The organism is Vibrio sp. 1580, assembly GCF_033340055.1.
Map to the genome: position 1 here is coordinate 31359 of NZ_JAWOVT010000018.1, position 23393 is coordinate 54751.

Genomic DNA, 23393 nt, shown 5'->3' on the forward strand with positions numbered 1-23393 from the left:
TCTTCCGCCTAGCTCTAATAAAAATTAACCTACCATTGACCCAACCAAATATCTGTATCAGTATCATGCCCCTCCTTTTTGATTACGTTCGAGGTTGATGTGTCCCGATACTGGTTACTTAGCTTTAGCCTACTGTGCGCTAGTGCATCGTATGCTGACGAATCAGTACAGCCAGAGCAAAATATTGATGTACCCGACCCACTAAAAACCGAGGTGGAGTTCGGCTATCAAGCTCACACAGGTAACACGGACTCTCGTTCCCTGAATGCTCGTTTGAGTGCTGAATATACGTCAGGTCGACACCGTTCTAATGGTGAATGGAAGTACTACAACTTGTACAAAGACGGTGAAGAAGACAAACGCTCATCCACCTACTCCCTACAGAGTGACTACAAGTTAGGCCCTAAGACGTATTTGTATGGCAGCTTTAAAGGGGTGGATTCTCGCTACAGTGCTTATTTTAAAGACTATACGTTGTCAGGTGGTTTGGGTTACCAGTTCTCCTACACTGAGAACTTCATTTTAGAGGTAGAGGTAGGCCCTGGTTTTCGCTATCAAGAGCCAAACTTAGACGAAATAGATGATGACGATATTGTCTTTCCCGATATCGTTAGAGAAGGCATTTTTCGAGGAAATATCAACACAACTTGGCATGCGTTGGATAATTTAAGTTTCGCAGCTGATATTACGTTGGTAACAGGTAGAAGTAACACACGTACTGATAGTGAACTCAGTGCAACCAATGATATTACTGAAGATATCGCACTGAAACTGGCGCACTCTCGTCAGTATCACGATAAAGTGCCTGAAGGCTTAAGCAAAGCAGACAGCGTATTTTCCGTTAATTTACTTTTCGCTTTTTAACCCTTTTTCTCTCAGTTTTAGAAATAAAAAAAGCACCTCCGAGGAGGTGCTTTTTAGTATTTCGTCTTGATACTGAATTACTCAGCAGCAACAACTTGTAGGTTCACAGTTGCGAAAACTTCAGAGTGAAGTTGAACGCTGATCTCGAACTCACCAGTGTTACGTAGAGCACCTTCAGGAAGGCGAACTTCGCTCTTAGCAACTTCAACGCCTGCAGCTGTGATAGCGTCAGCGATGTCACGAGTACCGATAGAACCGAATAGTTTGCCTTCGTCACCAGCTTTAGAAGCGATAACTACAGCTTCTAGAGCGTTAACTTTCTCTGCGCGAGCTTCTGCAGCAGCTAGTTGCTCAGCAACTTTAGCTTCTAGTTCAGCACGACGAGCTTCAAACATTTCAACGTTAGCTTTAGTTGCCATAACTGCTTTACCTTGTGGGATAAGGAAGTTACGAGCGTAGCCAGATTTAACGTTTGCAGTATCGCCAAGACCACCTAGGTTACCAATTTTATCAAGTAGAATAACTTGCATTGCTTAATCCTCTTTCTTAATAAAATGAACCGATTACTGATGCTTGTCAGTGTACGGTAGTAGAGCTAGGTAGCGTGAACGCTTGATAGCACGTGCTAGTTGACGCTGGTACTTAGCGCTTGTACCAGTGATACGGCTAGGTACGATTTTACCAGCTTCAGTGATGTAGTTTTTAAGAGTTGCTACGTCTTTGTAATCAATCTCTTGTACGCCTTCTGCAGTGAAACGGCAGAATTTACGACGACGGAAGAAACGAGCCATGGGCTATCTCCTGATCTTAAATTTGAGTAATGTTGTCGGCGTGTAACACTAATTTTCCCACGCCATTTCGGCCGGTTTGATAAGTGACAAAACCACTTACCTTAATGTTACTGCCTTGAACTAAATTCTGAGTTAGTGCTTGTGACCCAAGCCCGCTGACGACTACCGGCATACGACAATAAACTTGTCGAGGTAAGTCAGCTTCGATAATAGTAGAGCGATGCTCCAGCCAAAACCGACAGTGTTCAATGCCACCAGGGCTTTTACTACGAATGGGCGGTTTGGCAATGGTGCCGCTCAGCTCCATTCGATTGGCCATAAGAAAACTTACTCAGCAGCTTCTGACTTAGCTTCAGGCTTAGCTTCAGAACGCTCTTCACGACGTGGAGCACGCTCTTCTTTTTGCTTAAGCATGATAGATTGCTCAGTGATCGCTGCTTTAGTACGCATGATCATGTTACGTAGAACTGCATCGTTGAAACGGAAAGCAGTTTCTAGCTCATCAATTACAGCTTGGTCAGCTTCAACGTTCATAAGAACGTAGTGAGCTTTGTGAAGCTTGTTGATTGGGTAAGCCAGTTGACGACGGCCCCAGTCTTCTAGACGGTGGATTTTACCGCCAGCTTCAGTGATTGAACCAGTGTAACGCTCGATCATGCCAGCAACTTGCTCGCTTTGATCTGGGTGCACCATGAATACGATTTCGTAATGACGCATTGGTTGCTCCTTACGGATTATTCAGCTTCCACAAATGGCTCAGTCGTCCAGAGGAAGCAAGGAACTAAAGATAATTGACTGAGTTTAAGGAGCACGAATAGTACAGAAAGGGCGTAAAATAGGCAAGTGATTATTTGCTCAGCGCAGTGGATATTTAATTTCTTCTAATACTAGAAAACACAAAGGCTGCCAACAAGCTGGCAGCCTTTAAAATCAGCGTGTTATTGCGCTGGCTTATCGGTGCTTATTTAACTTCAGCCAGTTCAGCGCGCATTTGATCGATCACTTGTTTGTAATCTGGCTCACCGAAAATCGCCGAGCCTGCAACAAACATGTCTGCGCCCGCTTCTGCAATTTCACGAATGTTGTCAACCTTCACACCGCCATCGATTTCTAAGCGGATATCACGGCCAGACTCGTCAATCATCTTACGAACGGCACGCAGTTTATCTAGTGTATGAGGAATGAATGATTGACCACCAAAACCAGGGTTTACCGACATCAGTAGAATCATGTCGACTTTATCCATAATAAATTCAAGACTTGCAAGTGGCGTTGCTGGGTTTAGTACCACACCAGCCTGACAGCCGTGCTCTTTAATTAACTGCAGTGTACGGTCTACATGATCAGAAGCTTCTACATGGAACGTAATCATCGACGCACCCGCTTTTGCGAAATCAGGAATAATACGGTCAACGGGTTTCACCATTAGGTGAACATCGATTGGCGCCGTGATGCCATAATCGCGTAGTGCTTTACACACAGGCGCACCAAAAGTCAGGTTTGGTACATAGTGGTTATCCATAACGTCGAAATGCACCACATCCGCACCCGCTGCGAGTACTTTTTCTACATCTTCACCGAGACGAGCAAAATCTGCCGATAAAATGGATGGAGCAATAAGAAAATCTTTCATACCTGACCTCAGTAGTAATGAGCAAACAATCTGCGCGCAATTCTACCGAAGCCAGTGGGGAGATCCACTATTTAGATATAATAGTGTGAGAATTAAGAGTTTGATTTATCCATGTCTGGGGCATGAAAAAGCGCAAGTAGCTCATCAACTTTATTACGACCGTTACCATTACGGCTAATGGTACGCTTTACTTTTACCACATTAAGATCCGCACCGTGATACAACCGACGTGTCAAGGTAGTGTCGTGGTTAGAAATCAACACAGGAATGCCACGTTCAGTCGCTGTTCTTTCAGCAATGTCGGCTAATGCAGCTTGGTCGTCCAACGTGAAACCATTACCTGCGTATGAGGTGAAATTTGCCGTATTTGAAAGCGGCGCATAAGGTGGATCGCAATACACGACGCTCCCTTTGCGCGCACGACGAAATGTTTCAGGATAACCTTCACAAACGAACGTAGCTTTTTTGGCTTTTTCTGCAAAAAACTCCAATTCCGCCTCAGGGAAATACGGCTTTTTGTAAGAGCCAAACGGTACATTGAAGCCACCTTTTTTGTTGTAACGGCATAGGCCATTAAAACCAAAGCGGTTCATGTACAAAAACGCTAAAGAGCGGTACATCACGTCATCGGTTTTATTAAACTCAGCGCGAATGTGTAGGTAGGCTTCTTTGCGGTTGTTATCAGCGACAAACCAACGCTTCGCTTCAGAGATATACTCTTCAGGGCGTTCTTTCAGCAGGTTGTACAGATTGATCAAATCTGGATTGATATCTGCAAGTAGATAATGGTCATAATCGGTATTCAGAAACACTGAGCCCGCACCAACAAAAGGTTCAACTAGCTTTCGAGCCGGCGGCAAATGACGTTGGATGTCTTCAACCAGTCCGTATTTTCCTCCTGCCCATTTAAGAAAGGCTCGTTGCTTTTTCATCTACTGCTCTATCTATCGACCAAAAATTAAGGCTGCGGAATGTAACATATTTTTCAGGGAAGCTCAGGTTTATTTCACTCGTTCAATTTCACGGTGAACCTGACGGAGTGATTTTGCCCAAGGACTCACCGACTTAACCGAATCTGGCAAGCTTGCGACGGCATCACGAGCCATTTGAATTGTCGGATAATCTTGATATGTGATGATATACCACTCGGTGTCATTACGAACAGTAGGATAAATTCGCACTTGATTATTCAGTTGATGCTCATTGAGAAAGGATTGTACATCTTCCATTGAGGTCATAGCCGCGAGTTGTAAAGTATACGCTCTTGGCGATAGCGCTTTTAGTTCTTCACGAGCAAATGAAAATTTCACAACAGGTTGGTTTGCCTCACCCTCTTCTGACTGAGCAGGTGCTTGCGTCATATCTTGATTCGGTTTTACGACTTTAATCAAAGGGGAGCTAGTTTCATCGGCGGTTTCTGTCTTCTCAGTACCTACGACATCATCAATCGCTTTTGTGTCTGCTGAATCAGCTTTACCTTCAAGCAATGCATCGACCACATTCGACTCAATCACCACTCTTTGTTGATTGTCATCACTGCCTACGCTCGCTACTTCTTCTGTCACTGCTGGCGGTAATGAATCAGAATCATCAACCGCACCAGACTTATCAAGACTGCTAGAGCCATCGGTTACAGGTTGCAGTGAAGACTGCGCTGCACTGATTCCTGACTCTTCAAAAGTTGGAATAGCCGTTTGCTCTAAACTGCCAGCAATTTGCTGCGCTTTATCATCAGGACTTGGTTGACTAAGCATCCACCAATAGCCACCAGCAGCAAGCAACAGTAATACTAATACCACCAACGCAATATTCAGGGGTGAACCGACAATCGAGCGGATAATGATCCTTTTTTCCACTTTCATCTCTCCTAACGCCATGATGTCACCCGGTACTGGGTCGACTTTTTTAAATGCATCTCGAACCCGTTTCTCAGACTCATCATCGACGTAGCGCGCAACAAGTGACTCAAAGAAACGACGAGCTTCCACTTCGGACAACATATCAATATCAAGCTCAACAGGCTTTATCTCTTGTCCATAACTGAGACGTGCTAGCAAACCTTCTAAACGTCCAGACTGTGTAAACAGTAGGATATTGATGGTCCAATTTGGCTTATGGTGCGCCTCTAAGACCAGCATCCAAAGCTCAGAGATAAGTGTCTCACTCAATAAATGCGCATCATCTACAACAATTGCAATGTCACACGGCTCATCACCTAAAAGCCTTTCAAGGCTATCAAGTAAAGGCTCTTGCTGATTAAACAATGCGTCTGAAACCAGTTGACTCAAAATAAGGACGCGATGCTGCACATCGTCTTGATTAGAATGACAAAGTAACAAACATTGATTCTTGTTACTGGCACCCACTTCAAGGTATCGCTGCGCTAGCCAAGATTTCCCGTACCCATCATGACCATTAATCGCAATGAGATTGGAACCAAAGTTAGTCAGTAGACCTAATCTATCAAGCAACTCGATTTGAGAATCTAATTCCAGTACGTGAGCAACACTCATCTAATAACCTTAATACACTACAAGAATGACGCCCAAAGGCGCCATTACAAGGTTAAATATCGCGACCGAAGTCTATCGCCTGTTTGAGTACGTCTTGCGTCGTATCAGCAATTACCTCGGCAGTGCCAATGCCTGTAGGCAAAACCAATCGTAATTGACCAGAGAGGACTTTCTTATCTCGCATCATGTGCTTGATGAAGTCATCGAAATTCATACTGTCTGGAGTATGCACAGGCAGTTTTGCACGACGCAAAATCGCAACAATACGCTCAAATTGCTCTTCCGAGATCAGACCGCGTAGATGCGACGTTTTGGCCGCCATAACAGTGCCGGAAGATACCGCTTCACCATGCAGCCAATTGCCATAACCAAGTTCCGCTTCAATCGCATGACCAAAGGTGTGACCTAAGTTAAGCAAAGCACGGATGCCCGACTCTTTCTCATCCTGAGCCACCACTTCCGCTTTTATTTCACAGCAACGTGCGATCGCATAAGTTAGTGCTTCTTCATCCAACGCATACAAGCGCTCAAGATTGTCTTCTAACCATACAAAAAAATCTGCATCGTAAATAATGCCGTACTTAATGACTTCGGCGATACCCGCAGCGAACTCACGTTCAGGCAACGTCGACAGGCAGTTGGTATCAATGATCACGGCTTTAGGTTGGTAAAACGCACCTATCATGTTCTTACCCAACGGATGGTTAACCGCGGTTTTTCCACCAACCGAAGAGTCCACTTGGGATAGTAATGTGGTCGGTATTTGAATAAAGTCGACCCCACGCTGGTAACAGGCAGACGCAAAACCCACAAGGTCGCCAATAACACCACCACCTAACGCGATGATCACAACATCACGAGCATAACTCCCTTCCAGTAAGAAGTTCATTACTTGATTAAATACATCCAAGTTTTTGTACTGTTCACCGTCAGGCAATTCTAACAAGGATGCACTACAACCGAGCTGCTCGAGTTGCTTTAAAATTTTGTCTGCATACAAAGGCGACACTGTGACATTACTGATCACAACAACTTTTTGTTTTGCATTTTTGTTTGAGAGAACTTGAGAGAGGTACGCCGGGTCCTCAAATAACCCGGCGCCAATAGAGATTGGGTAGCTACGCTCAGCTAGGTTGACCGTAATCCGTTCCATCGGTTTGCTCCAATTAAAAAAAAGATAAAGACTTATCTCTCTTCTAGCATTTTTACGATCTGGTTGGCTACCACTTTTGCACTTTGATCGTCAGTGCGAACAGTGTAATCCGCTACTTCTTCATATAAAGGATTACGTTCTTCAGCTAATTGCTCCAATACTTCGCGAGGGTTATCCGTTTGAAGTAAAGGACGCTTCTTGTCGCGGTTTGTACGCGCAAGTTGCTTTTCAATCGTCGTTTCTAAGTAAACAACAACACCACGTGCCGAAAGACGATTGCGGTTTTCTTTGCTCTTAACAGAGCCACCGCCAGTCGCAAGCACGATGCCTTGCTCTTGTGTTAGGTCTTCAAGTACCGCTTCTTCACGCTTGCGGAAGCCTTCTTCACCTTCTACATCAAAAACCCAAGAGATGTCTGCACCAGTGCGTTCTTCGATCACTGTATCGGAGTCAACAAACTCCATATGCAGTTGCTGTGCTAGATGTCTACCAATTGTACTTTTGCCGGCGCCCATTGGGCCAACAAGGAAAATATTACGTTTCTCAGCCATGTTTAGCAGTAATTTACAACATTGATTCAATAAGATCGCCACAAGAAAACACAGCTAAACTGCTGTTCTACAAGGCTTGTGGCACCAGTTCCTCACAGATAATTCGTGATAAGACCCGAAATTATCCAAGCATGGTGCCACTATTGCAACTTTATTTTTGATTTAATCAGTTTTTCCCGAGACAGAACTACTGAATCACCACCTTAGGCGTGACGAAAATTAACAGCTCACTTTTACCAACATTTTCATAACTTCGACGAAAAAGCGCACCTAATAGCGGAAGATCGCCCAACAAAGGCACTTTGTCCACCGAGTTAGTAATGCTGTGCTGAAAAATACCACCAAGAACGACCGTTTCACCGTTATTCACTAACACTTGCGTCCCGATACGTTGAGTATCAATCGCAACAGCTTCACCAGTGCCTGTCTTCACGACTTGTCCTGGTCTATCTTGCGTGACACTTAAATCCAATACTAAGCGGTTATCCGGTGTGATTTGCGGGGTTACCTTCAAACTTAATACCGCCTTTTTGAACGTCACCGTCGTTGCACCACTTGATGATGACTCTAGGTAAGGTATCTCTGTACCTTGTTCGATATAGGCTGGTTTCTTATTGGTAGTGATCAAACGTGGGCTCGAGATAATCTCAGCTTTAGACTCTTGTTGCAGAGCAGAAAGCTCAAGATCCAACAAGGTGTCTGAACCTAACTTTGCGACCTGAAAAGCAATGCTGGTCGCATTCGGACTGGTTGCAGCTAAGTTTACATTTAGGAAGTCATCGATCCCTACTCCATCACCGTCATCACCCCCTTCTCCATTATAGAGACCGATCGTGGCGAGGTTGTTCTCAATAGAACCGCCCACTGTATTACTGCCATTAATAGACGTAAAACCCCAACGAATCCCTAACTCGTCCATGTTACCTTCATTGATGGTCACAATACGCGCCTCAATTTGAACCTGTTTAACTGGAATATCCAAAGACTCAATAATTTCTCGAATCACCTCGATGTTTTCAGGTAACTCTCTAATCAATAACGAGTTAGTTCGCTCATCAATGGTCATACTGCCGCGCTCTGACAGCATGCTGATATTTCCTTCACCATTGATCATCTCCGCAATGTCTGATGCTTTAGCAAAGTTAACTTTGATGATTTCAGATGAAAGCTCTCCCATTTCTTCCGTCAGTTTTTGTTTTTCTAACTGCTGCTTCTCACGCAAGTCCAGCTCATCAGTCGGAGCAACTAAAATCACGTTGCCATCAACACGCTTATCTAACCCCTTAACTTGCAAAATAATATCCAGCACTTGCTGCCAAGGGACACCATCAAGACGAAGCGTGAGGTTGCCTTCTACAGAGTCGGAGACAACCAAATTGAATTGGTTGTAATCAGCAATAAGCTGCAAGACGTTTCGCACAGGAATATCTTGGAAGTTAATCGAAATAAGCTTACCTTCTCTTTCTAAAATGCTTTTATCTGGGGCTTTCTCATTGGGTTTGATCTTCGCTACTTTGATTTCCAAAAAACGCCCCGTTAAACGGTAATCATGCGTGTATTCTTCATTGATGTGCGCAACCAAGCGCGTCGTCGAGGTGTCGCGAAACACTTCTACGCTCTCAACCACAGTCGAAAAATCTTTCACGTCTAGGAGATACAATTGCTCGTCTTTTACTGAAGTGTTAAGCAAATCGATACTTAACCCTTCCTGTACACGCTTGATATCTACAATCGCGGCCGGTGACAACAATTCGACGACAATCACGGCGTCTTTATCTTTATTAGTTCGAAAGTCGATACTTTTTAGGGCATTGGACGAAACTTCTTCAGCTGCCGCTAAAGGGGCTAAAAATACAAACAACCATAAGGAGAAGAGCCCAGTAAGTATCCTTGGTGTACGTGTTAATCCTTGTCTCATTTTCATTACTCAATATCAAAAATAAATGGGGCTATCTCAAAGCCAACTTAACTTTACGTTTTTGCCAACATCCTAAGCCGTCGGGCAACGTTTCATTAATCAACAAGTAGGAGTGGCTGACATGGGTCACTTTGCCATTATTGCGTCCGAGGTATTGACCCGGCTTAACTTTATAGACGGTGCCATTGGGAGCCTGAACGAGGCCAGAAACCGTGTTATCCATGCCCATGACACCTTTCAAACGTAATTGGCTTAATGGGAATTTTTCTAATTTACCAGTTCGCCTTCTTGAGGGCGGTTGCCAACAATCTTTTCTTGCAACTGGCTGAGTCGCGATAGTGGCTTCTTTGGGTAATTCAAAGGGTGCACGCTGTACTTCCGGTGCGTACGTGACTGCAACATACTTGTCTGCGGGCTTAAGCTTCTCGACCTCTCGACGCGCCTGTGTTTCCACTCCTCGAATAAAATCCGTCAATGATTCATCATTCGCCTGGCAACCCATCAATAGAGAACCCATCAGTACCAGCAACAAAGACTTACTTGTCATTTTTCGTCTCCTCCGGCTTAAACTGATAGGTGTTAGCGCGCACCCGAAAGTGCAGGGTTTCGCTCTCTTGGCTGACACGTTGCCAAGTCACATCTTTAAACGTGATGATTCGAGGTAGCGTCGCTATCGCCTGAGAAAAATGGCCTATGTCATGAAAGTCGCCCGTTAACTCTATGTTTAAAGGGAGACGATAAAGGAAGTGCTCTGATTGTTTTTCGCCCCAGTCGATTCGAGTGAAAGTCAGCTTATTGTCGATGCCAAGTTCATTCACTGAAGCGAGCATTGTAGCCAGCTCTTTTTGCGCAGGCAGTTGCTGCAGTAATAACTCGTAACGGGTGGTAAGTTCATCCAATTGAGATTGAAGCTGAGGCAACGCTGCCACTTTGTTCGCTTTGATCTTCAATGCCACCTTGAGTGTCTGCTCCTGCTGGATCAAGTGATTCAACTGTTCGTCTTTCGGTTTAAGGTAAAACCAATAACCTAAGCCTTGAATCACCATGATCAGAAGCGCGATTACTACAATCTGGGGCAACAATGGCCACTCGGCCATTTCATCTATTTCGAGATCCTGCCAATCAACCACGTTGAGCCTCCAATTTCTTCTCCGTTACTTTGAACATGAAAGACACTTTGAATGTTTGAAACTCTTTCCCAAAACGGGCTTTGCCGTGAACGATGGAATGCATTTCTACGTCGTTCAACTTGGCCGAGCGCTCCATGTTGTCCAGCATCGTGGCAAGTTTTGGAGTGCTATCTGAGATCCCAGAGATCTCAATTTCCAGATCATTCATTTTGATCTTGTCGACATATACACCTTCAGGGATAACGGCAGGCATTAAGTTCATGAACTCGGTCGTTTTGTTTCGTCCGTTTTGTAAACCTTCAACGACCTTTAGACGTTCGAGGATTTTGCTGTGCTCTTGCTCTGCAATTTTCATTGCTTCAATACGCTGGTCGAGTTCGGCAATGTAGTGAGTGAGGTAATCGAGCCGCTCCTGTTGTTGATCTTGTTGGTACTCAAAAAACTTTCCAATACCCCACTGGATGCCAACAGCGACCAACATGCCTAATGCGACCAAACTGATGAAACGACGTCGGTGCTCTTCTCTTTGATTCTCTCGCCAAGAAAGTAAATTAATGCGATAAAGCACGGGCGCCTCCTAGCCAATGAATGCCACGAACGGCCAGTCCGGCTGCTGTTGAGAAATGCTGCCAATCCACAGCACGACGCTTACGCTTAGACACCTTCATCTCAAATAGCCCTAGCGGATTTAGCAATTCACACTCTAACGACAATTGTTGAGACAACTCCTCTGCGAGCATGGGAGTGGAGGCCCCTTCCCCTGATAACCAGATACCCTTGATGTTTTGTGAGCCATTGATTGAGGTATAGAGCTGCATCTGGCGCTTTACTCGCTCTACGATTTGACGGTTAAACAGCTCTGTTTTCTCCTGAGCATCATCGGACAGAAAATCGACTGGAGAAGCGCTGTTTGCTCCGCGTGTGCCGTAAGCAAACTCTTTGTGAAACAGTTCACCTTGTTCGGTAAACATGGTGAAGGAGCTCGATAAGGTGCCAATATCGAGTAAGCAGTATTTGTTTTTGTCAGGAAAGCGATCGGCGGTGAGCTTCCAGATATGACCAAGGCTTTGCGAATGCACGTCCACTAAAACAGGTTTTAGTCCGGACTTTTGTAATGCATCAACTCGGCCTTCTACCACATCTTTTCTTGTCGCAAACACTTGATAGCTATCACTGCCACTCTGCCCGCCCTCCGCGCGAAGACGAACGAAGTCTAAACTCAGCTCTTCGACAGGGAATGGCGATTGATGAGAAAAGGCTTGTATCACTGCAAACTCAACTTCACTCTCTTCAAGATTTTGTTCTATTTGCAGTTTCTTGCTAATTACCGAGTTATCAGGAACTGAAATCGCAACTTTTTTAGCGCCAAAAGGCAGTTCTTTTTTTATCTGCTTGAGGGTCTTTACAATTTCTTGATGATTTATGGTGTTATTTTCAGCGACAATACCTTCCTTTAGTAATATTTCTTTGTAACCCAACAGAGCGTAATTGTTGCCTGTGGGTTTAAGTACTACGGCTTTGAGGCTGTTATGGCCTATATCGATGCCGGTAACGATTAGCTTATCCATCTCTTACTCTCGCTCCGAAATTTCTTCGTGCAAAGGTTGTTATTAGCATCCAAATAAGAGTTAATATCTCTTATGTGCTAAATTTTTGACCTAAGAGTACAAGGGTTTGCCGTTACACAGCCTCAACCAATCAGGGATTCTCCGGTGAAGTTCATAAAGCGTTTATTATTTTTAACATTGATTTGCATAATTCTTGGAGTCACCACAATATTTGGCTTCTATCAGTATGTGAAGCCTGAATTGCCAGATGTTGCAACTCTAAAAGACGTTGAATTACAAACACCTATGAAGGTGTTTAGTCAAGACGGGAAGCTGATCGCACAGTTCGGTGAAAAGCGTCGTATTCCTGTTACTTATGACGAAATTCCTCAAGACTTAATTCACGCGCTCATCGCAACCGAAGATAGCCGTTTCTACGAGCATCCTGGTATCGACCCTATCGGCATCACTCGTGCAGCTGTTGTTGTTGCGGTTTCAGGCTCGGCTAAACAGGGTGCAAGTACGATTACGCAACAGCTAGCTCGTAACTTCTTCTTATCTAATGAGAAGAAGATCATGCGTAAGATTAAAGAGATTTTTATTGCTATCCATATTGAGCAGCTTTTAAGTAAGCAAGAAATCATGGAGCTTTATGTCAATAAAATCTTCCTTGGTTACCGCTCATATGGCTTTGGTGCTGCCGCTCAAGTGTATTTTGGCAAGAGCCTTGATGAATTGACGTTAAGTGAGATTGCAACACTCGCTGGTATGCCAAAAGCGCCATCAACCATGAACCCAATTTACTCTCTTGAGCGCGCAACAAAACGCCGTAACGTTGTATTAATGCGAATGCTTGATGAGAAATACATTACACAAGAGCAGTATGACGAAGCACGCAATGAGCCTATTGTGGCGCGTTATCATAGCGCTGAGATTGAGCTTTCCGCACCTTACGTAGCAGAGTTGGCTCGTGCATGGGCAGTAAAAGAATACGGTGAAGAAGAAGCTTATACCTCTGGCTTGAATATCTACATGACTGTGGATTCTAAACTGCAAGATGCTGCAAATACGTCTGCGGTAAATAACCTCTTGTCATACGATGAACGTCATGGCTACCGTGGTGCAGAAAGTGTGCTTTGGAAAGAAGGGGAAGCGGCCTGGGACAATGAGCAAATAGAAAAGCACCTGAAGAAACAGCCAACTTATGGTGACCTTTACCCTGCGGTTGTGACGAAAGTCGATGATAAGACGGCACAAGTATGGGTTAAGAACCATGAAGAGCAAACCATCCCTTGGACTGGAATGCACTGGGCGCGTAAGTACATTACTGATAACCGCCAAGGCTCAACACCAAAGTCAGCGCATGATGTGCTAGCGACAGGTCAACAAGTTTGGGTTCGCGAAGTAAGTGAAACCGATGAAGATGACAACACAACACTGAGCTGGAAACTGAGCCAAGTGCCGACAGCAAACACCGCGTTTGTTGCGATGAACCCAGAAAATGGCGCGATATTGTCGCTGGTTGGTGGTTTCAACTTTGTTCACAGCAAGTTTAACCGTGCAACCATGTCAGTGCGTCAGGTTGGTTCAAGTATCAAGCCTTTCATCTACTCGGCAGCAATTGACAAAGGGCTGACTCTAGCCACTTTGATTAACGATGCGCCGATTAACAAGTGGGATGCAGGTTCTGGTTCAGCTTGGCGACCAAAAAACTCACCACCGACTTATGGTGGTCCAACGCGTCTTCGCCTCGGCTTAGCTCAATCAAAAAACGTCATGGCAGTGCGTACACTCCGTGAAGTTGGCCTCGAGGAGACACGTCAGTACCTTACTCGTTTCGGTTTTGATATTAACCAAGTACCGCGCTCAGAGACCATCGCACTCGGAGCTGGCAGCTTAACACCAATGAAAGTGGCACAAGGTTACTCTGTGTTTGCGAACGGTGGTTATTACGTTGAACCATTCTATGTAGAACGCGTGGAAGATGCATTCGGTGAAGTACTGTTTAAAGCCAATCCAAAGAGTGTTTGTCATAAGGATTGTCCGCAAATGAGCGAGCAGCCAGAAAATCGCTACGCTGATGAATTTGGCGAACAAGACGTCGCAATTGATGGCCTTGCAACAGACAATGCCCTTGAAAATGATGAACCTCAATATGCACCGCAAGTTATCTCTGAACAGAATGCATTCTTAATGCGTGAGATGATGTACAGCAACATTTGGGGTGGCGGTAACTGGCGTGAAGGCACAGGTTGGAATGGTACAGGCTGGCGCGCGCAAAAACTTGGTCGTCGAGATATCGGGGGTAAAACGGGTACAACGAATGATTCCAAGGATGCTTGGTACAATGGCTATGGACCTGGTGTCGTTGCGATAGCTTGGGTTGGCTTTGATGATCACTCACGTGCACTTGGCCGCACCACTGTTAACAGCAACCTAGGGCAAGGCCAAATTTCTGGTGCCGAGTCGGGTGCGAAAACCGCAGAGCCTGCTTGGATTGACTTCATGCGTGTTGCGCTAGAAGGGACGCCGGAGCAAGGTAAAAATATTCCAGAGGATATTATTCGAGTTCGTATTGATCGCAACAGCGGTATGCTAACGCACAAGGTAGATAGCACATCAATGTTCGAATACTTTGAAAAAGGCACGGAGCCTACCGAATACGCTGGCGACCGTTTAGAAGATAGTATTTACTCTTCAGGCTCTGGCGCAGAAGAACTGTTCTAAATCACAAAAGCACAAGGGAGAGCATCAAGCTCTCCCTTTTTTATGTCGGCTTTTACGCCGCGGCGTTCAATGAAGGATAAGAAGCCAATACTTCTTTAATCTTCGCCGCCAAAGCTTCAAACCTAGCTCGTAATGGTGAGCCCGGACGGTATACGAGAACGATATTACGCGAGGGGGTTGGGTTAACAGCTGGTACGTAGCATACGCCATCTTTTTGCTTCTCATTAGGGATAGAAAGCTGAGGCAATAACGTAATCCCCGCACCGGCAGCAACCATGTTGCGTAACGTCTCCAAGCTGGTGGCTTTAAAACGCTCATCGTCTTTTGCACCAGCGGCAAAACAAAAACCTAACGCTTGATCTCGCAGACAGTGGCCGTCTCCCAACGCTAAAACGGTTTTACCATTCAGCTCCAACATATCAACATGGTCGAGAGAGGCCCACTCGTGGTCACATGGCACTGCGACACTTAATGGCTCTTGATACACTTCGATCTCTTTAAATGGCGCAGTTTCATCAACCGAAGCTAAAACTAAGCAATCTAGTTTGCCTTCTTCCAATTGACGCACTAATTGATGTGTCTGAGCTTCGTGCAGAAATAGCTCCAGCTCAGGAAATGCTTCTTTTATCTGCGGCAGAATTTTGGGTAATAGATAAGGCCCAACCGTCGGGATGAAACCAATATGCATCGGTCCAGTCATGGCTCCGCTTTGACCGCTTGCCATATCTCTGAAGGTTTTCACTTCACTTAAGATGCGTTTAGCCTGCTCCACCAGCTGTAACCCTGAATCGGTAAACAAAACACGTCGGCTGCTTCGCTCTAAAAGCGTGGTCCCGAGTTCATCCTCTAGTTTACGAATTTGCCCACTCAATGTTGGCTGGCTAACAAAACATGCCTCTGCCGCTTTGCGAAAGTGCTTATGTTCCGCAAGTGCAACTAAGTACTCAAAATCTCGAATATTCATAATTCACGCTTCGCTTCTTTAACAATAGCTAATGCCTATCAAAACCATAACACCAAACGATTAGAGCTATCAAAGGATTTTTACAATAATGGGCTCAACAAAACGAAACAGAGCGACGAAAAACGCTAAGCTCTATACGCATAATTTAAAATAGTTAAAGGAAATCATTATGTTTGTATCTAAAGAAGGTCAACAAGTCCCTCAAGTTACTTTTCCAGTTCGTCAAGGTGACTCTTGGATGAATGTAACGACCGATGAGCTATTTAAAGGTAAGACCGTCATCGTATTTAGCTTACCGGGTGCATTTACTCCAACCTGTTCATCAAGCCATCTACCTCGTTACAACGAATTGTTCCCTGTATTTAAAGAGCACGGAGTGGATGAGATTATTTGTGTCTCGGTCAATGATACGTTCGTGATGAATGCATGGAAACAAGACCAAGAAGCAGAAAACATTACCTTCATCCCGGATGGTAATGGTGAATTCACCGATGGCATGGGTATGTTAGTGGATAAAAACGACATCGGCTTTGGCAAACGTTCATGGCGTTACAGCATGCTAGTAAAAGATGGTGTAGTGGAAAAAATGTTCATTGAGCCAAACGAACCAGGCGACCCATTCAAGGTGTCAGACGCAGATACGATGCTAAACTACATAGCGCCTGACTACAAAACGCAAGAATCCATCACGGTGTTCACTAAACCAGGCTGCCCTTTCTGTATGAAAGCGAAACAAAATCTGATTGACCACGGTCTTCAATATGAAGAAGTGATTCTGGGTAAAGACGCAACAACAGTTAGTCTACGAGCTATATCTGGTCGCACGACTGTTCCACAAGTCTTTATCGGTGGCAAGCACATCGGCGGTAGCGAAGAGCTAGAAGCGTATCTAGGCTAAGCTGTCCAAAGCCTACACCCTCGGTCTCCGGTGCCTTTGGCTCGGAGGCCAACCCTAAACCACTTCTTCTACTAGTCTAGATAAGTAGTCATCTGCCAATAAGGTGACTACTTATCCAGATTCAACTATCCAATTCACTCTCCAAGCTCAATGTAGCTAGCTTGGCTTAAAACAAAAGCGAGAGTTCACGATGAAACAAGTTAATGTCGACGTAGCGATTATTGGTGGCGGGACGGCTGGTCTTGGTGCTTATCGAGCAGCAAAAGCTCATACCAACAGCGTGGTAATGATTGAGGGCGGTCCCTACGGAACAACCTGTGCTCGTGTCGGATGCATGCCGTCTAAGCTGTTAATTGCGGCAGCAGAAAGTGTTCATCAAATCGAAAAAGCACCTGGATTTGGGATACACCCGCAAGGTGAAGTACGAATTAACGGACGAGAAGTTATGGATCGTGTAAAGCGCGAACGCGATCGTTTTGTTGGCTTTGTGCTTGAAAGTGTCGATGATATTCCCGCTGAAGACAAACTATCGGGCTACGCGAAGTTTGCCGATGACCACACTCTCATCATAGATGATCATACTCAGGTCACCGCACAGCGCATTGTTATTGCGACAGGATCTCGTCCGACATATCCGGCAGCTTGGAATGAACTGGGTGATCGCCTAGTGATTAACGATAATGTATTTGACTGGGATGACTTACCAGAGTCCGTGGCAGTATTTGGCCCAGGAGTCATCGGCCTTGAATTGGGTCAGGCTTTACACCGCCTAGGAGTGAACGTGAAGCTCTTTGGCCTTGGAGGACAAGTGGGCCCACTGACAGACCCAGAGGTGATGGCGTATGCAGATAAAGCCTTTAAGGAAGAGTTCTACCTTGATGCAGATGTAAAAGTCGAAAGCATGAAACGCATTGCTTCGTCAGACAAGGACGGCGAAGACAAGGTCGAAATCCAATTCATCAACCATGATGGCGAATTAGAAACTTTCGTTGTCGATTACGTATTGGCCGCAACGGGTCGTCGTCCAAACGTCGATAAGCTGGCGATCGAGAACACCAATGTGGCTCTCGATGAACGTGGCGTACCAACGGCGGATCACTATACATTGCAAACTTCGGTAGAGAGCATCTTCATTGCAGGTGATGCAAGTAACCAAATTCCACTGTTGCACGAAGCCGCTGACCAAGGCCGTATTGCTGGAGACAACGCAGGCCGTTTCCCAGATATTCGTGCGGGTCTGCGTCGTTCACCAATTTCAGCCGTGTTCTCCGACCCTCAAATTGCTATGGTTGGAGAAACATATAAGCAACTAGAAACACGTCTAGGCACATGTGGATGTTTCGCAACCGGTGAAGTCTCGTTTGAAAATCAAGGACGTTCGCGCGTCATGCTTCGTAATAAAGGTATTCTGCATGTCTACGGAGAGCAAGGCACCGGACGTTTTTTAGGTGCAGAAATGATGGGCCCGAATGCAGAGCATCTTGCGCACCTTTTAGCGTGGGCGCACCAAAATAGGATGACGATTTCTGAGATGTTAGATATGCCCTTCTATCACCCAGTGATTGAAGAAGGCGTCCGCACCGCTCTACGTGATTTGAATGCAAAACTACACTTAGGGCCAGAAATAGTGAAACATTGTCTTGACTGCGGCCCAGGCTGCTAACGCTTTCAGGCTTCTATCTAAATATAAAGCAAAGCCTCGTCATCAACGAGGCTTTGCTTTACTACTTTGGCGCAATGAAATCTCTCTTACGCTGCCATCATTGCATAGCGACTGACCATACAAATCGCGACAACACCGATCATAAAGAACCCACCAGCGATACTTAGCGCAAGTTTCAACTCTGTCGACATAATTATATTTCCTGTTAAAGACTGACAGAGCACCATACATCAATTACGTGCCACAAAACTTTCCATTTTTGGTTGTGTCATGGCGCTCTAAGCCCGTGTAAGAAACGCTTTCCACCATTTAGTTAGATATATAATCTGAAGCAACACTAATGGTTTGGAAAACACTATGACTTGTCGCCGCTGCGAGGAACATTGGTTTTGGAAAAAACTTGGACGTTGCCAACGATGCTTGGATCAATTGACGGTACTTTCTGTACTGTGTTGGATTGTGTGGTGGTTTACGCTCAAAGATGATCCACAAAGCATCGAGTCGATCGCTTTGATCTTTGCCGGCTTCGCTTTCAACGTTTTGTTGTTTCTACACTTATGGATGCGTTTTGTCATCTTGCCTTGGCAACGTCGAAAGGGACAAAAAAAGGCGAATAAAAAAGAGAAAAGTGACAGATAGAAAAAAGCCCCAAAACCAATGTCAGTTCTGGGGCTCTCTTAGATTCTTCTAAGAAAAAGCAGTGGTACTTTAATAGACCGGGCTTCCTCTCAAAGGTTCCAAATTTTTTCGATTTTTTTAGCGAATACTGATGTAAGTAAACAGGAAAATGACTATGTCATTGAATGCTAATAAAATCACTCCACAACTTCAGTTCATGCCACATGCGTTTTTTGGATCACTTGCTCCATTAAATTGATCTCAAGCGCTACCTCATCACATGCATGTTGACGTGGGCACTGATCGCAATCTTTCAGAACTTTCTCCGGCAGTAATGACTTCGATGTCGGTAAAAAGCTTTGCTTCATAAAGAACTCAGGCGTTCGCGTTAGAACAAAGACTTTCTTGATCGCCATCTGGCGCGCTTTCTCAACCAAATAGTTCACAATCGCACTGCCCTGCCCTTGGCCTTGCCAGCCCGCTTCGATACCAAGAGAGCGTATTTCAGCCAACCCTGAGTCATACACATATAGAGAAGCGCAACCCGTCACTTCACCATGATGCTCAGCCACCGCGAAAGAGCCAATATCTCTCACGAGCTCATTACGAGAGCGCGGAAGATTCTCACCAAGGTTCGCCCAGTAAGCAACCATACCTTCCAACGTTTCAATGTCCGTCAAACGTGCAGGACGCACTTTCACCGCCGAGCTGTCACGCTGGCTCAGGCGCTTATCCGCTTGTTCTACCGCGTAAGCGACCTGGTGAGGCGAAACACCACCCAAAGCACAACGCTTTTCCAAACACGAGTCGATAGTCAGAATGTCATACACATCCGCTTCAATGACTTCTGAGAAGGCTTTTAACTCTTCGATAGACAGCTCTTCTAGCGCACAACCTTTAGCAATAGCACCAACGACCGCGACACCGACGATGTGGTGAGCTTCACGGAATGGGATGCCTTTCGCCACTAGGTAATCAGCTAACTCCGTCGAGTTTGCGTAACCTTGTTTCGCCGCTTCTAGTGTGCGCTCGCCATTCACTTTAATACCGTCAAAACACAGAGCTGCCATTTCCATGCAGTCGTTCCATGTATCTAAAGCGTCAAACAACCCTTCTTTATCTTCCTGCATGTCTTTGTTGTACGCCAATGGCAAGGCTTTAACTGTCATCATCATGCTCGATAATGCGCCATAGACACGCCCTGTCTTACCACGGATCAACTCAAGTGCATCTGGGTTTTTCTTCTGTGGCATTAATGACGAACCAGATGTCACCGTATCCGCTAACTCAATGAAGTTTGACTCGCCTGAATTGTAGAAGATCATATCTTCTGCAAGACGAGAAAGGTGCAGCATAGAAATCGACGCCACCGACATCAGTTCCATCACATGATCACGATCTGAAACCGAATCGAGTGAATTACGCGTAGCACGGTGGAAACCGAGATTATGTGCTAATTGTTCGCGATCAATCGGATAAGCCGTTCCCGCTAAAGCACCCGAGCCAAGTGGACAAGTGTCGAGACGCTGTAAGGCATCATTCAGACGAGAGTAGTCACGCTCGAACATTTCAACATAAGCCAAGCACCAGTGAGCAAAGGTTACAGGTTGAGCACGCTGAAGATGAGTATAGCCTGGCAATACGGTGCCTTGGTGCTGTTTAGCAACATGGACCATTTGTGCTTGTAGGCGATCTAAAGCAATCAATAATTGCTGACCTTGCTGACGACACCAAAGTTTCAAGTCTGTGGCGACTTGGTCATTCCGAGAACGCCCAGTGTGGAGTTTTTTACCTAAATCTCCCACTTTACTGATTAGCTGCTGTTCAACCCAAGAGTGGATATCTTCTGCATCAGAGCGAAGAATTTGGTGAGGGTCTTCCATCACTTCTAACTTCAGCTCATTTAAAGCAAGTTCCAGTTTTTGCTGTTCTTCTGCCGATAGCACATCAACAGAAAGCAGAGCTTTAGACCATGCGATTGAACCTACGATGTCTTGCTCAGCCAATCGGTAGTCAAAACGCAACGAATCATTGAACTCTTTAAATCTGGTGTCTGCCGCTTGGGTAAATCTTCCGCCCCATAATGCCATTGCGTCTCTCCTGATGACTATTGCTTACTCTAACGTTCTCGAATGAGTAGTAACCAATTTGATGGTCATTTGCTCACTTTTTCTTATGGGTCAACGTTACGGCAATTTCGATAAAAAATAAAGTATAAATTCAATATTTTTACATATATATTCAAACAAACTTTAGATACTCGCTTTTAGAAACCAAAAGACCCGCCTATAAATGGCGGGTCTTTATTCAATCCAAGATGGATGTTAATGGATTATTTCTTCTGGCTGTTCAATGCACGAATACGGCTTGATAGCGAGTAAAGACGGATGAACCCACCTGCATGGCTTTGGTCGTAAACTTCATCTTCACCAAAAGTCGCGAACTCTTCTGAATACAAGCTGTTGTCAGAACGTTTTTGCGTCACTGTCGCTTGACCTTTGTAGAGCTTAACAACCACTTCACCGTTAACGTCTTGCGCTAGCTCTTCTGAAGCGGCAAGGATCGATTTACATAGTGGCGTAAACCAACGGCCATCGTATACAAGGTGAGACGCTTTTAGACCTAGCTCCTCACGGAATTCGAATGATGATTTGTCTAGCACAAGCTGCTCTACAGCACGCAGCGCTTCCATCATGATGGTGCCTCCCGGTGTTTCATAACAACCACGAGACTTCATCCCAACAAGACGGTTTTCCACGATATCGATACGGCCAACACCGTGCTTAGCGCCCTTCTCGTTTAGGTAAACCAGTGCGTTGTATGGTGTCATCGCTTCACCATCAACTTCGACCACTTCACCTTTTTCTACTTTCAGCGTGACGTATTCCGCTTCATTTGGCGCTTGCTCTGGGTCGACAGTCCACACCCAGCAGTCTTCGTTTGGTGCGTTCCACGTATCTTCTAAAACGCCGCCTTCCGTCGAAATGTGCCATGCGTTTGCATCACGTGAATAGATCTTAGTAAGAGACGCAGAGCAAGGAATGTTACGCTCAGCGAGGTAATCCAAACACTCTTCACGGCTCACTAGGTCCCACTCACGCCAAGGTGCAATCACTTGTAAGTCCGGTGCTAGTGCTGCGAATGCACCTTCGAAACGCACTTGGTCGTTACCTTTACCTGTACAGCCATGACACAGTGCATCCGCGCCCACTTTACGTGCCACTTCAACCTGCGCTTTAGCAATGATTGGACGCGCCATTGATGTACCTAGCAGGTACTTACCTTCGTAGTACGCGCCGGTTTTTAGCGTTGGGTAAATGTAGTCTGCGACCATTTCTTCTTTCAGGTCAGCGATGTAGCATTCAGAAGCACCGGAGGCTTTTGCTTTCGCTTCAATGCCTTCTAGCTCTTCGGCACCTTGACCAACATCGGCAACGAAAGCCACTACTTCACAGTCGTAGTTCTCTTTTAGCCACGGGATAATTACTGAAGTATCTAGACCGCCTGAGTATGCGACTACCACTTTATTTACGTTCACTTTGCTCATGTTTTTTCTCCAAACTTAACTGGCGCTGCGCTCGGCGGTCAGTGCCAACTACGACTTCCTAATATTGAATTCTTTTGCTGATGCTTATTGAGGCAAGAATTGAGTACCAATACTTTCACCAGCGAATAACTGTGCTAATTTTTCTGGGTAACGCCAGGTCGCGACTTCAATTGGACGGCCAAGATCATTGGCGGCCTCCAAAGCGGCTTTAACTTTGACGATCATGCCATCGGTGATCACATGTCCATCGATCAACGAGTTAGCTTGCTGCTCTGACAGGGTTTTGATCAAATGGCCTTTTCCATCTAATACACCACTCACGTCTGATAACAGGACTAACTCCGCATCTAATGCGCCCGCAACCGCGACTGCTGCTTGATCAGCATTCACATTCATCATCTGGCCATCTTTGGTTAAACCAATTGAACTGATGATCGGCAGTGCACCTGTGTTTAGCACCGCTTGTAATAGTGCTGAGTCACCCGGTGATGCTTTGCCTACCGCGCCGAGTTCTGGGTCAAGTTCTTCAACAAGACACAAACCACCATCCGCAAGGCTAAGGCCCACAGCGTTAAGACCGTCCGCAATCGCTTGACCTTGAAGTAACTTATTCGCAGTGCCTGCAAGCGCGCCTGCAATCACAGGAATTTGATCGTAAGGCGTTACGCGTAAACCGTTTTTCTTAACGGTTTCAAGCTGAAGCTTTGCCATCAACTCATCAACTAGGTAGCCACCGCCATGAACGATGGCGATTTGTCGCTGTGCCGATTTTTGGTAAGCCGCAATGGCACCAAAAAGTTGGCTTAAGGTTTGAGTGCATGATAGAGCTGCACCACCTAGCTTAATGACTAAAGGAGCTTGATTGGTTTGCGTCAT

Annotated in this window: 23 protein-coding genes; 5 read left to right on the plus strand and 18 right to left on the minus strand. The window is 45.5% G+C overall.

What is annotated here, in order from left to right:
• Positions 1-99 precede the first annotated feature (99 nt).
• Entirely contained in the window at positions 100-864 is a 765-nt protein-coding gene (locus R7093_RS21310; RefSeq protein WP_047104159.1) for a DUF481 domain-containing protein, read from the plus strand.
• Positions 865-941: 77 nt separating this feature from the next.
• Here R7093_RS21310 and rplI read toward each other — a convergent pair whose 3' ends face one another.
• From rplI to pilM, 14 genes are all read right to left on the minus strand, one after another.
• Positions 942-1394, minus strand: a complete 453-nt coding sequence (gene rplI / locus R7093_RS21315; protein WP_005382760.1) for a 50S ribosomal protein L9 — start codon at positions 1392-1394, stop codon at positions 942-944.
• 33 nt (positions 1395-1427) lie between these two features.
• Positions 1428-1655, minus strand: coding sequence for a 30S ribosomal protein S18 (gene rpsR / locus R7093_RS21320; protein WP_000090472.1), 228 nt, complete (start codon positions 1653-1655; stop codon positions 1428-1430).
• Between the two features lie 16 nt (positions 1656-1671).
• Positions 1672-1974 carry a primosomal replication protein N gene (gene priB, locus R7093_RS21325; RefSeq protein WP_005381298.1) on the minus strand — a complete coding sequence of 101 codons (303 nt, stop codon included), beginning with the start codon at positions 1972-1974 and terminating at the stop codon, positions 1672-1674.
• Positions 1975-1982: 8 nt separating this feature from the next.
• Complete coding sequence (rpsF, locus tag R7093_RS21330) at positions 1983-2372, minus strand: 30S ribosomal protein S6 (RefSeq protein ID WP_005381299.1); 390 nt, start codon at positions 2370-2372, stop codon at positions 1983-1985.
• Positions 2373-2616: 244 nt separating this feature from the next.
• Entirely contained in the window at positions 2617-3288 is a 672-nt protein-coding gene (gene rpe / locus R7093_RS21335; protein ID WP_005381300.1) for a ribulose-phosphate 3-epimerase, read from the minus strand.
• Positions 3289-3380: 92 nt separating this feature from the next.
• Positions 3381-4220 (minus strand): Dam family site-specific DNA-(adenine-N6)-methyltransferase, encoded by an 840-nt coding sequence (locus R7093_RS21340; protein WP_047104153.1) that lies wholly within the window; start codon positions 4218-4220, stop codon positions 3381-3383.
• Between the two features lie 69 nt (positions 4221-4289).
• Positions 4290-5801, minus strand: a complete 1512-nt coding sequence (locus R7093_RS21345; protein ID WP_047104150.1) for an SPOR domain-containing protein — start codon at positions 5799-5801, stop codon at positions 4290-4292.
• Between the two features lie 52 nt (positions 5802-5853).
• Positions 5854-6954: a 3-dehydroquinate synthase gene (gene aroB / locus R7093_RS21350; RefSeq protein WP_318146804.1), complete on the minus strand. Its 1101-nt coding sequence runs from the start codon at positions 6952-6954 to the stop codon at positions 5854-5856.
• 32 nt (positions 6955-6986) lie between these two features.
• On the minus strand, positions 6987-7505 hold the full coding sequence (gene aroK / locus R7093_RS21355; protein ID WP_005381319.1) for a shikimate kinase AroK: 519 nt from the start codon (positions 7503-7505) through the stop codon (positions 6987-6989).
• A gap of 187 nt (positions 7506-7692) precedes the next feature.
• The gene (locus R7093_RS21360) at positions 7693-9429 is read right to left on the minus strand and encodes a type IV pilus secretin PilQ (RefSeq protein WP_047104147.1); all 1737 of its coding nucleotides are present in this window, start codon (positions 9427-9429) and stop codon (positions 7693-7695) included.
• A 25-nt stretch (positions 9430-9454) separates the two neighbouring features.
• Positions 9455-9970, minus strand: coding sequence for a pilus assembly protein PilP (locus tag R7093_RS21365; protein ID WP_005382766.1), 516 nt, complete (start codon positions 9968-9970; stop codon positions 9455-9457).
• Entirely contained in the window at positions 9960-10553 is a 594-nt protein-coding gene (locus R7093_RS21370; protein ID WP_005381322.1) for a type 4a pilus biogenesis protein PilO, read from the minus strand. The genes R7093_RS21365 and R7093_RS21370 overlap by 11 nt, the downstream gene beginning before the upstream one ends.
• Positions 10546-11121 carry a PilN domain-containing protein gene (locus R7093_RS21375; protein WP_047104144.1) on the minus strand — a complete coding sequence of 192 codons (576 nt, stop codon included), beginning with the start codon at positions 11119-11121 and terminating at the stop codon, positions 10546-10548. The genes R7093_RS21370 and R7093_RS21375 overlap by 8 nt, the downstream gene beginning before the upstream one ends.
• Positions 11105-12121 carry a type IV pilus biogenesis protein PilM gene (gene pilM, locus R7093_RS21380; RefSeq protein ID WP_005381324.1) on the minus strand — a complete coding sequence of 339 codons (1017 nt, stop codon included), beginning with the start codon at positions 12119-12121 and terminating at the stop codon, positions 11105-11107. Before pilM ends, R7093_RS21375 begins: the two co-directional genes overlap by 17 nt.
• A gap of 144 nt (positions 12122-12265) precedes the next feature.
• On the opposite strand from pilM, the gene R7093_RS21385 reads away from it, so the two are divergent.
• A complete protein-coding gene (locus R7093_RS21385) occupies positions 12266-14827 on the plus strand; it encodes a penicillin-binding protein 1A (RefSeq protein WP_005381325.1) in 2562 nt (853 codons plus the stop codon).
• Between the two features lie 52 nt (positions 14828-14879).
• Here R7093_RS21385 and oxyR read toward each other — a convergent pair whose 3' ends face one another.
• Entirely contained in the window at positions 14880-15791 is a 912-nt protein-coding gene (gene oxyR / locus R7093_RS21390) for a DNA-binding transcriptional regulator OxyR (protein WP_005381326.1), read from the minus strand.
• A 169-nt stretch (positions 15792-15960) separates the two neighbouring features.
• Between oxyR and R7093_RS21395 the strand changes: the two genes are divergently transcribed.
• From R7093_RS21395 to R7093_RS21405, 3 genes are all read left to right on the plus strand, one after another.
• Complete coding sequence (locus R7093_RS21395; RefSeq protein WP_005395721.1) at positions 15961-16689, plus strand: redoxin family protein; 729 nt, start codon at positions 15961-15963, stop codon at positions 16687-16689.
• A gap of 190 nt (positions 16690-16879) precedes the next feature.
• On the plus strand, positions 16880-18352 hold the full coding sequence (locus R7093_RS21400) for a dihydrolipoyl dehydrogenase (protein ID WP_318146805.1): 1473 nt from the start codon (positions 16880-16882) through the stop codon (positions 18350-18352).
• A gap of 357 nt (positions 18353-18709) precedes the next feature.
• Entirely contained in the window at positions 18710-18991 is a 282-nt protein-coding gene (locus R7093_RS21405) for a DUF3624 domain-containing protein (RefSeq protein WP_025768083.1), read from the plus strand.
• Between the two features lie 194 nt (positions 18992-19185).
• Here R7093_RS21405 and argH read toward each other — a convergent pair whose 3' ends face one another.
• The 3 genes from argH to argB form a co-directional block, all read right to left on the minus strand.
• Positions 19186-21060: an argininosuccinate lyase gene (gene argH / locus R7093_RS21410; RefSeq protein WP_005381331.1), complete on the minus strand. Its 1875-nt coding sequence runs from the start codon at positions 21058-21060 to the stop codon at positions 19186-19188.
• A 242-nt stretch (positions 21061-21302) separates the two neighbouring features.
• Complete coding sequence (locus tag R7093_RS21415) at positions 21303-22517, minus strand: argininosuccinate synthase (RefSeq protein WP_017821738.1); 1215 nt, start codon at positions 22515-22517, stop codon at positions 21303-21305.
• A gap of 84 nt (positions 22518-22601) precedes the next feature.
• A complete protein-coding gene (argB, locus tag R7093_RS21420) occupies positions 22602-23393 on the minus strand; it encodes an acetylglutamate kinase (RefSeq protein WP_005381333.1) in 792 nt (263 codons plus the stop codon).

Excerpts from the sequence above, each read along its gene's own strand:
- oxyR (WP_005381326.1), bottom strand. The coding sequence starts at position 15,791 with ATGAATATTCGAGATTTTGAGTACTTAGTTGCACTTGCGGAACATAAG.
- rpe (WP_005381300.1), bottom strand. The coding sequence starts at position 3,288 with ATGAAAGATTTTCTTATTGCTCCATCCATTTTATCGGCAGATTTTGCT.
- R7093_RS21415 (WP_017821738.1), bottom strand. The coding sequence starts at position 22,517 with ATGAGCAAAGTGAACGTAAATAAAGTGGTAGTCGCATACTCAGGCGGT.
- argH (WP_005381331.1), bottom strand. The coding sequence starts at position 21,060 with ATGGCATTATGGGGCGGAAGATTTACCCAAGCGGCAGACACCAGATTT.
- argB (WP_005381333.1), bottom strand. The coding sequence starts at position 23,393 with ATGACGCAAACCAATCAAGCTCCTTTAGTCATTAAGCTAGGTGGTGCA.
- rpsF (WP_005381299.1), bottom strand. The coding sequence starts at position 2,372 with ATGCGTCATTACGAAATCGTATTCATGGTGCACCCAGATCAAAGCGAG.
- pilM (WP_005381324.1), bottom strand. The coding sequence starts at position 12,121 with ATGGATAAGCTAATCGTTACCGGCATCGATATAGGCCATAACAGCCTC.
- R7093_RS21400 (WP_318146805.1), top strand. The coding sequence starts at position 16,880 with ATGAAACAAGTTAATGTCGACGTAGCGATTATTGGTGGCGGGACGGCT.
- rplI (WP_005382760.1), bottom strand. The coding sequence starts at position 1,394 with ATGCAAGTTATTCTACTTGATAAAATTGGTAACCTAGGTGGTCTTGGC.
- R7093_RS21405 (WP_025768083.1), top strand. The coding sequence starts at position 18,710 with ATGACTTGTCGCCGCTGCGAGGAACATTGGTTTTGGAAAAAACTTGGA.
- aroB (WP_318146804.1), bottom strand. The coding sequence starts at position 6,954 with ATGGAACGGATTACGGTCAACCTAGCTGAGCGTAGCTACCCAATCTCT.
- R7093_RS21340 (WP_047104153.1), bottom strand. The coding sequence starts at position 4,220 with ATGAAAAAGCAACGAGCCTTTCTTAAATGGGCAGGAGGAAAATACGGA.
- R7093_RS21395 (WP_005395721.1), top strand. The coding sequence starts at position 15,961 with ATGTTTGTATCTAAAGAAGGTCAACAAGTCCCTCAAGTTACTTTTCCA.
- R7093_RS21345 (WP_047104150.1), bottom strand. The coding sequence starts at position 5,801 with ATGAGTGTTGCTCACGTACTGGAATTAGATTCTCAAATCGAGTTGCTT.
- R7093_RS21360 (WP_047104147.1), bottom strand. The coding sequence starts at position 9,429 with ATGAAAATGAGACAAGGATTAACACGTACACCAAGGATACTTACTGGG.
- R7093_RS21365 (WP_005382766.1), bottom strand. The coding sequence starts at position 9,970 with ATGACAAGTAAGTCTTTGTTGCTGGTACTGATGGGTTCTCTATTGATG.
- rpsR (WP_000090472.1), bottom strand. The coding sequence starts at position 1,655 with ATGGCTCGTTTCTTCCGTCGTCGTAAATTCTGCCGTTTCACTGCAGAA.
- priB (WP_005381298.1), bottom strand. The coding sequence starts at position 1,974 with ATGGCCAATCGAATGGAGCTGAGCGGCACCATTGCCAAACCGCCCATT.
- aroK (WP_005381319.1), bottom strand. The coding sequence starts at position 7,505 with ATGGCTGAGAAACGTAATATTTTCCTTGTTGGCCCAATGGGCGCCGGC.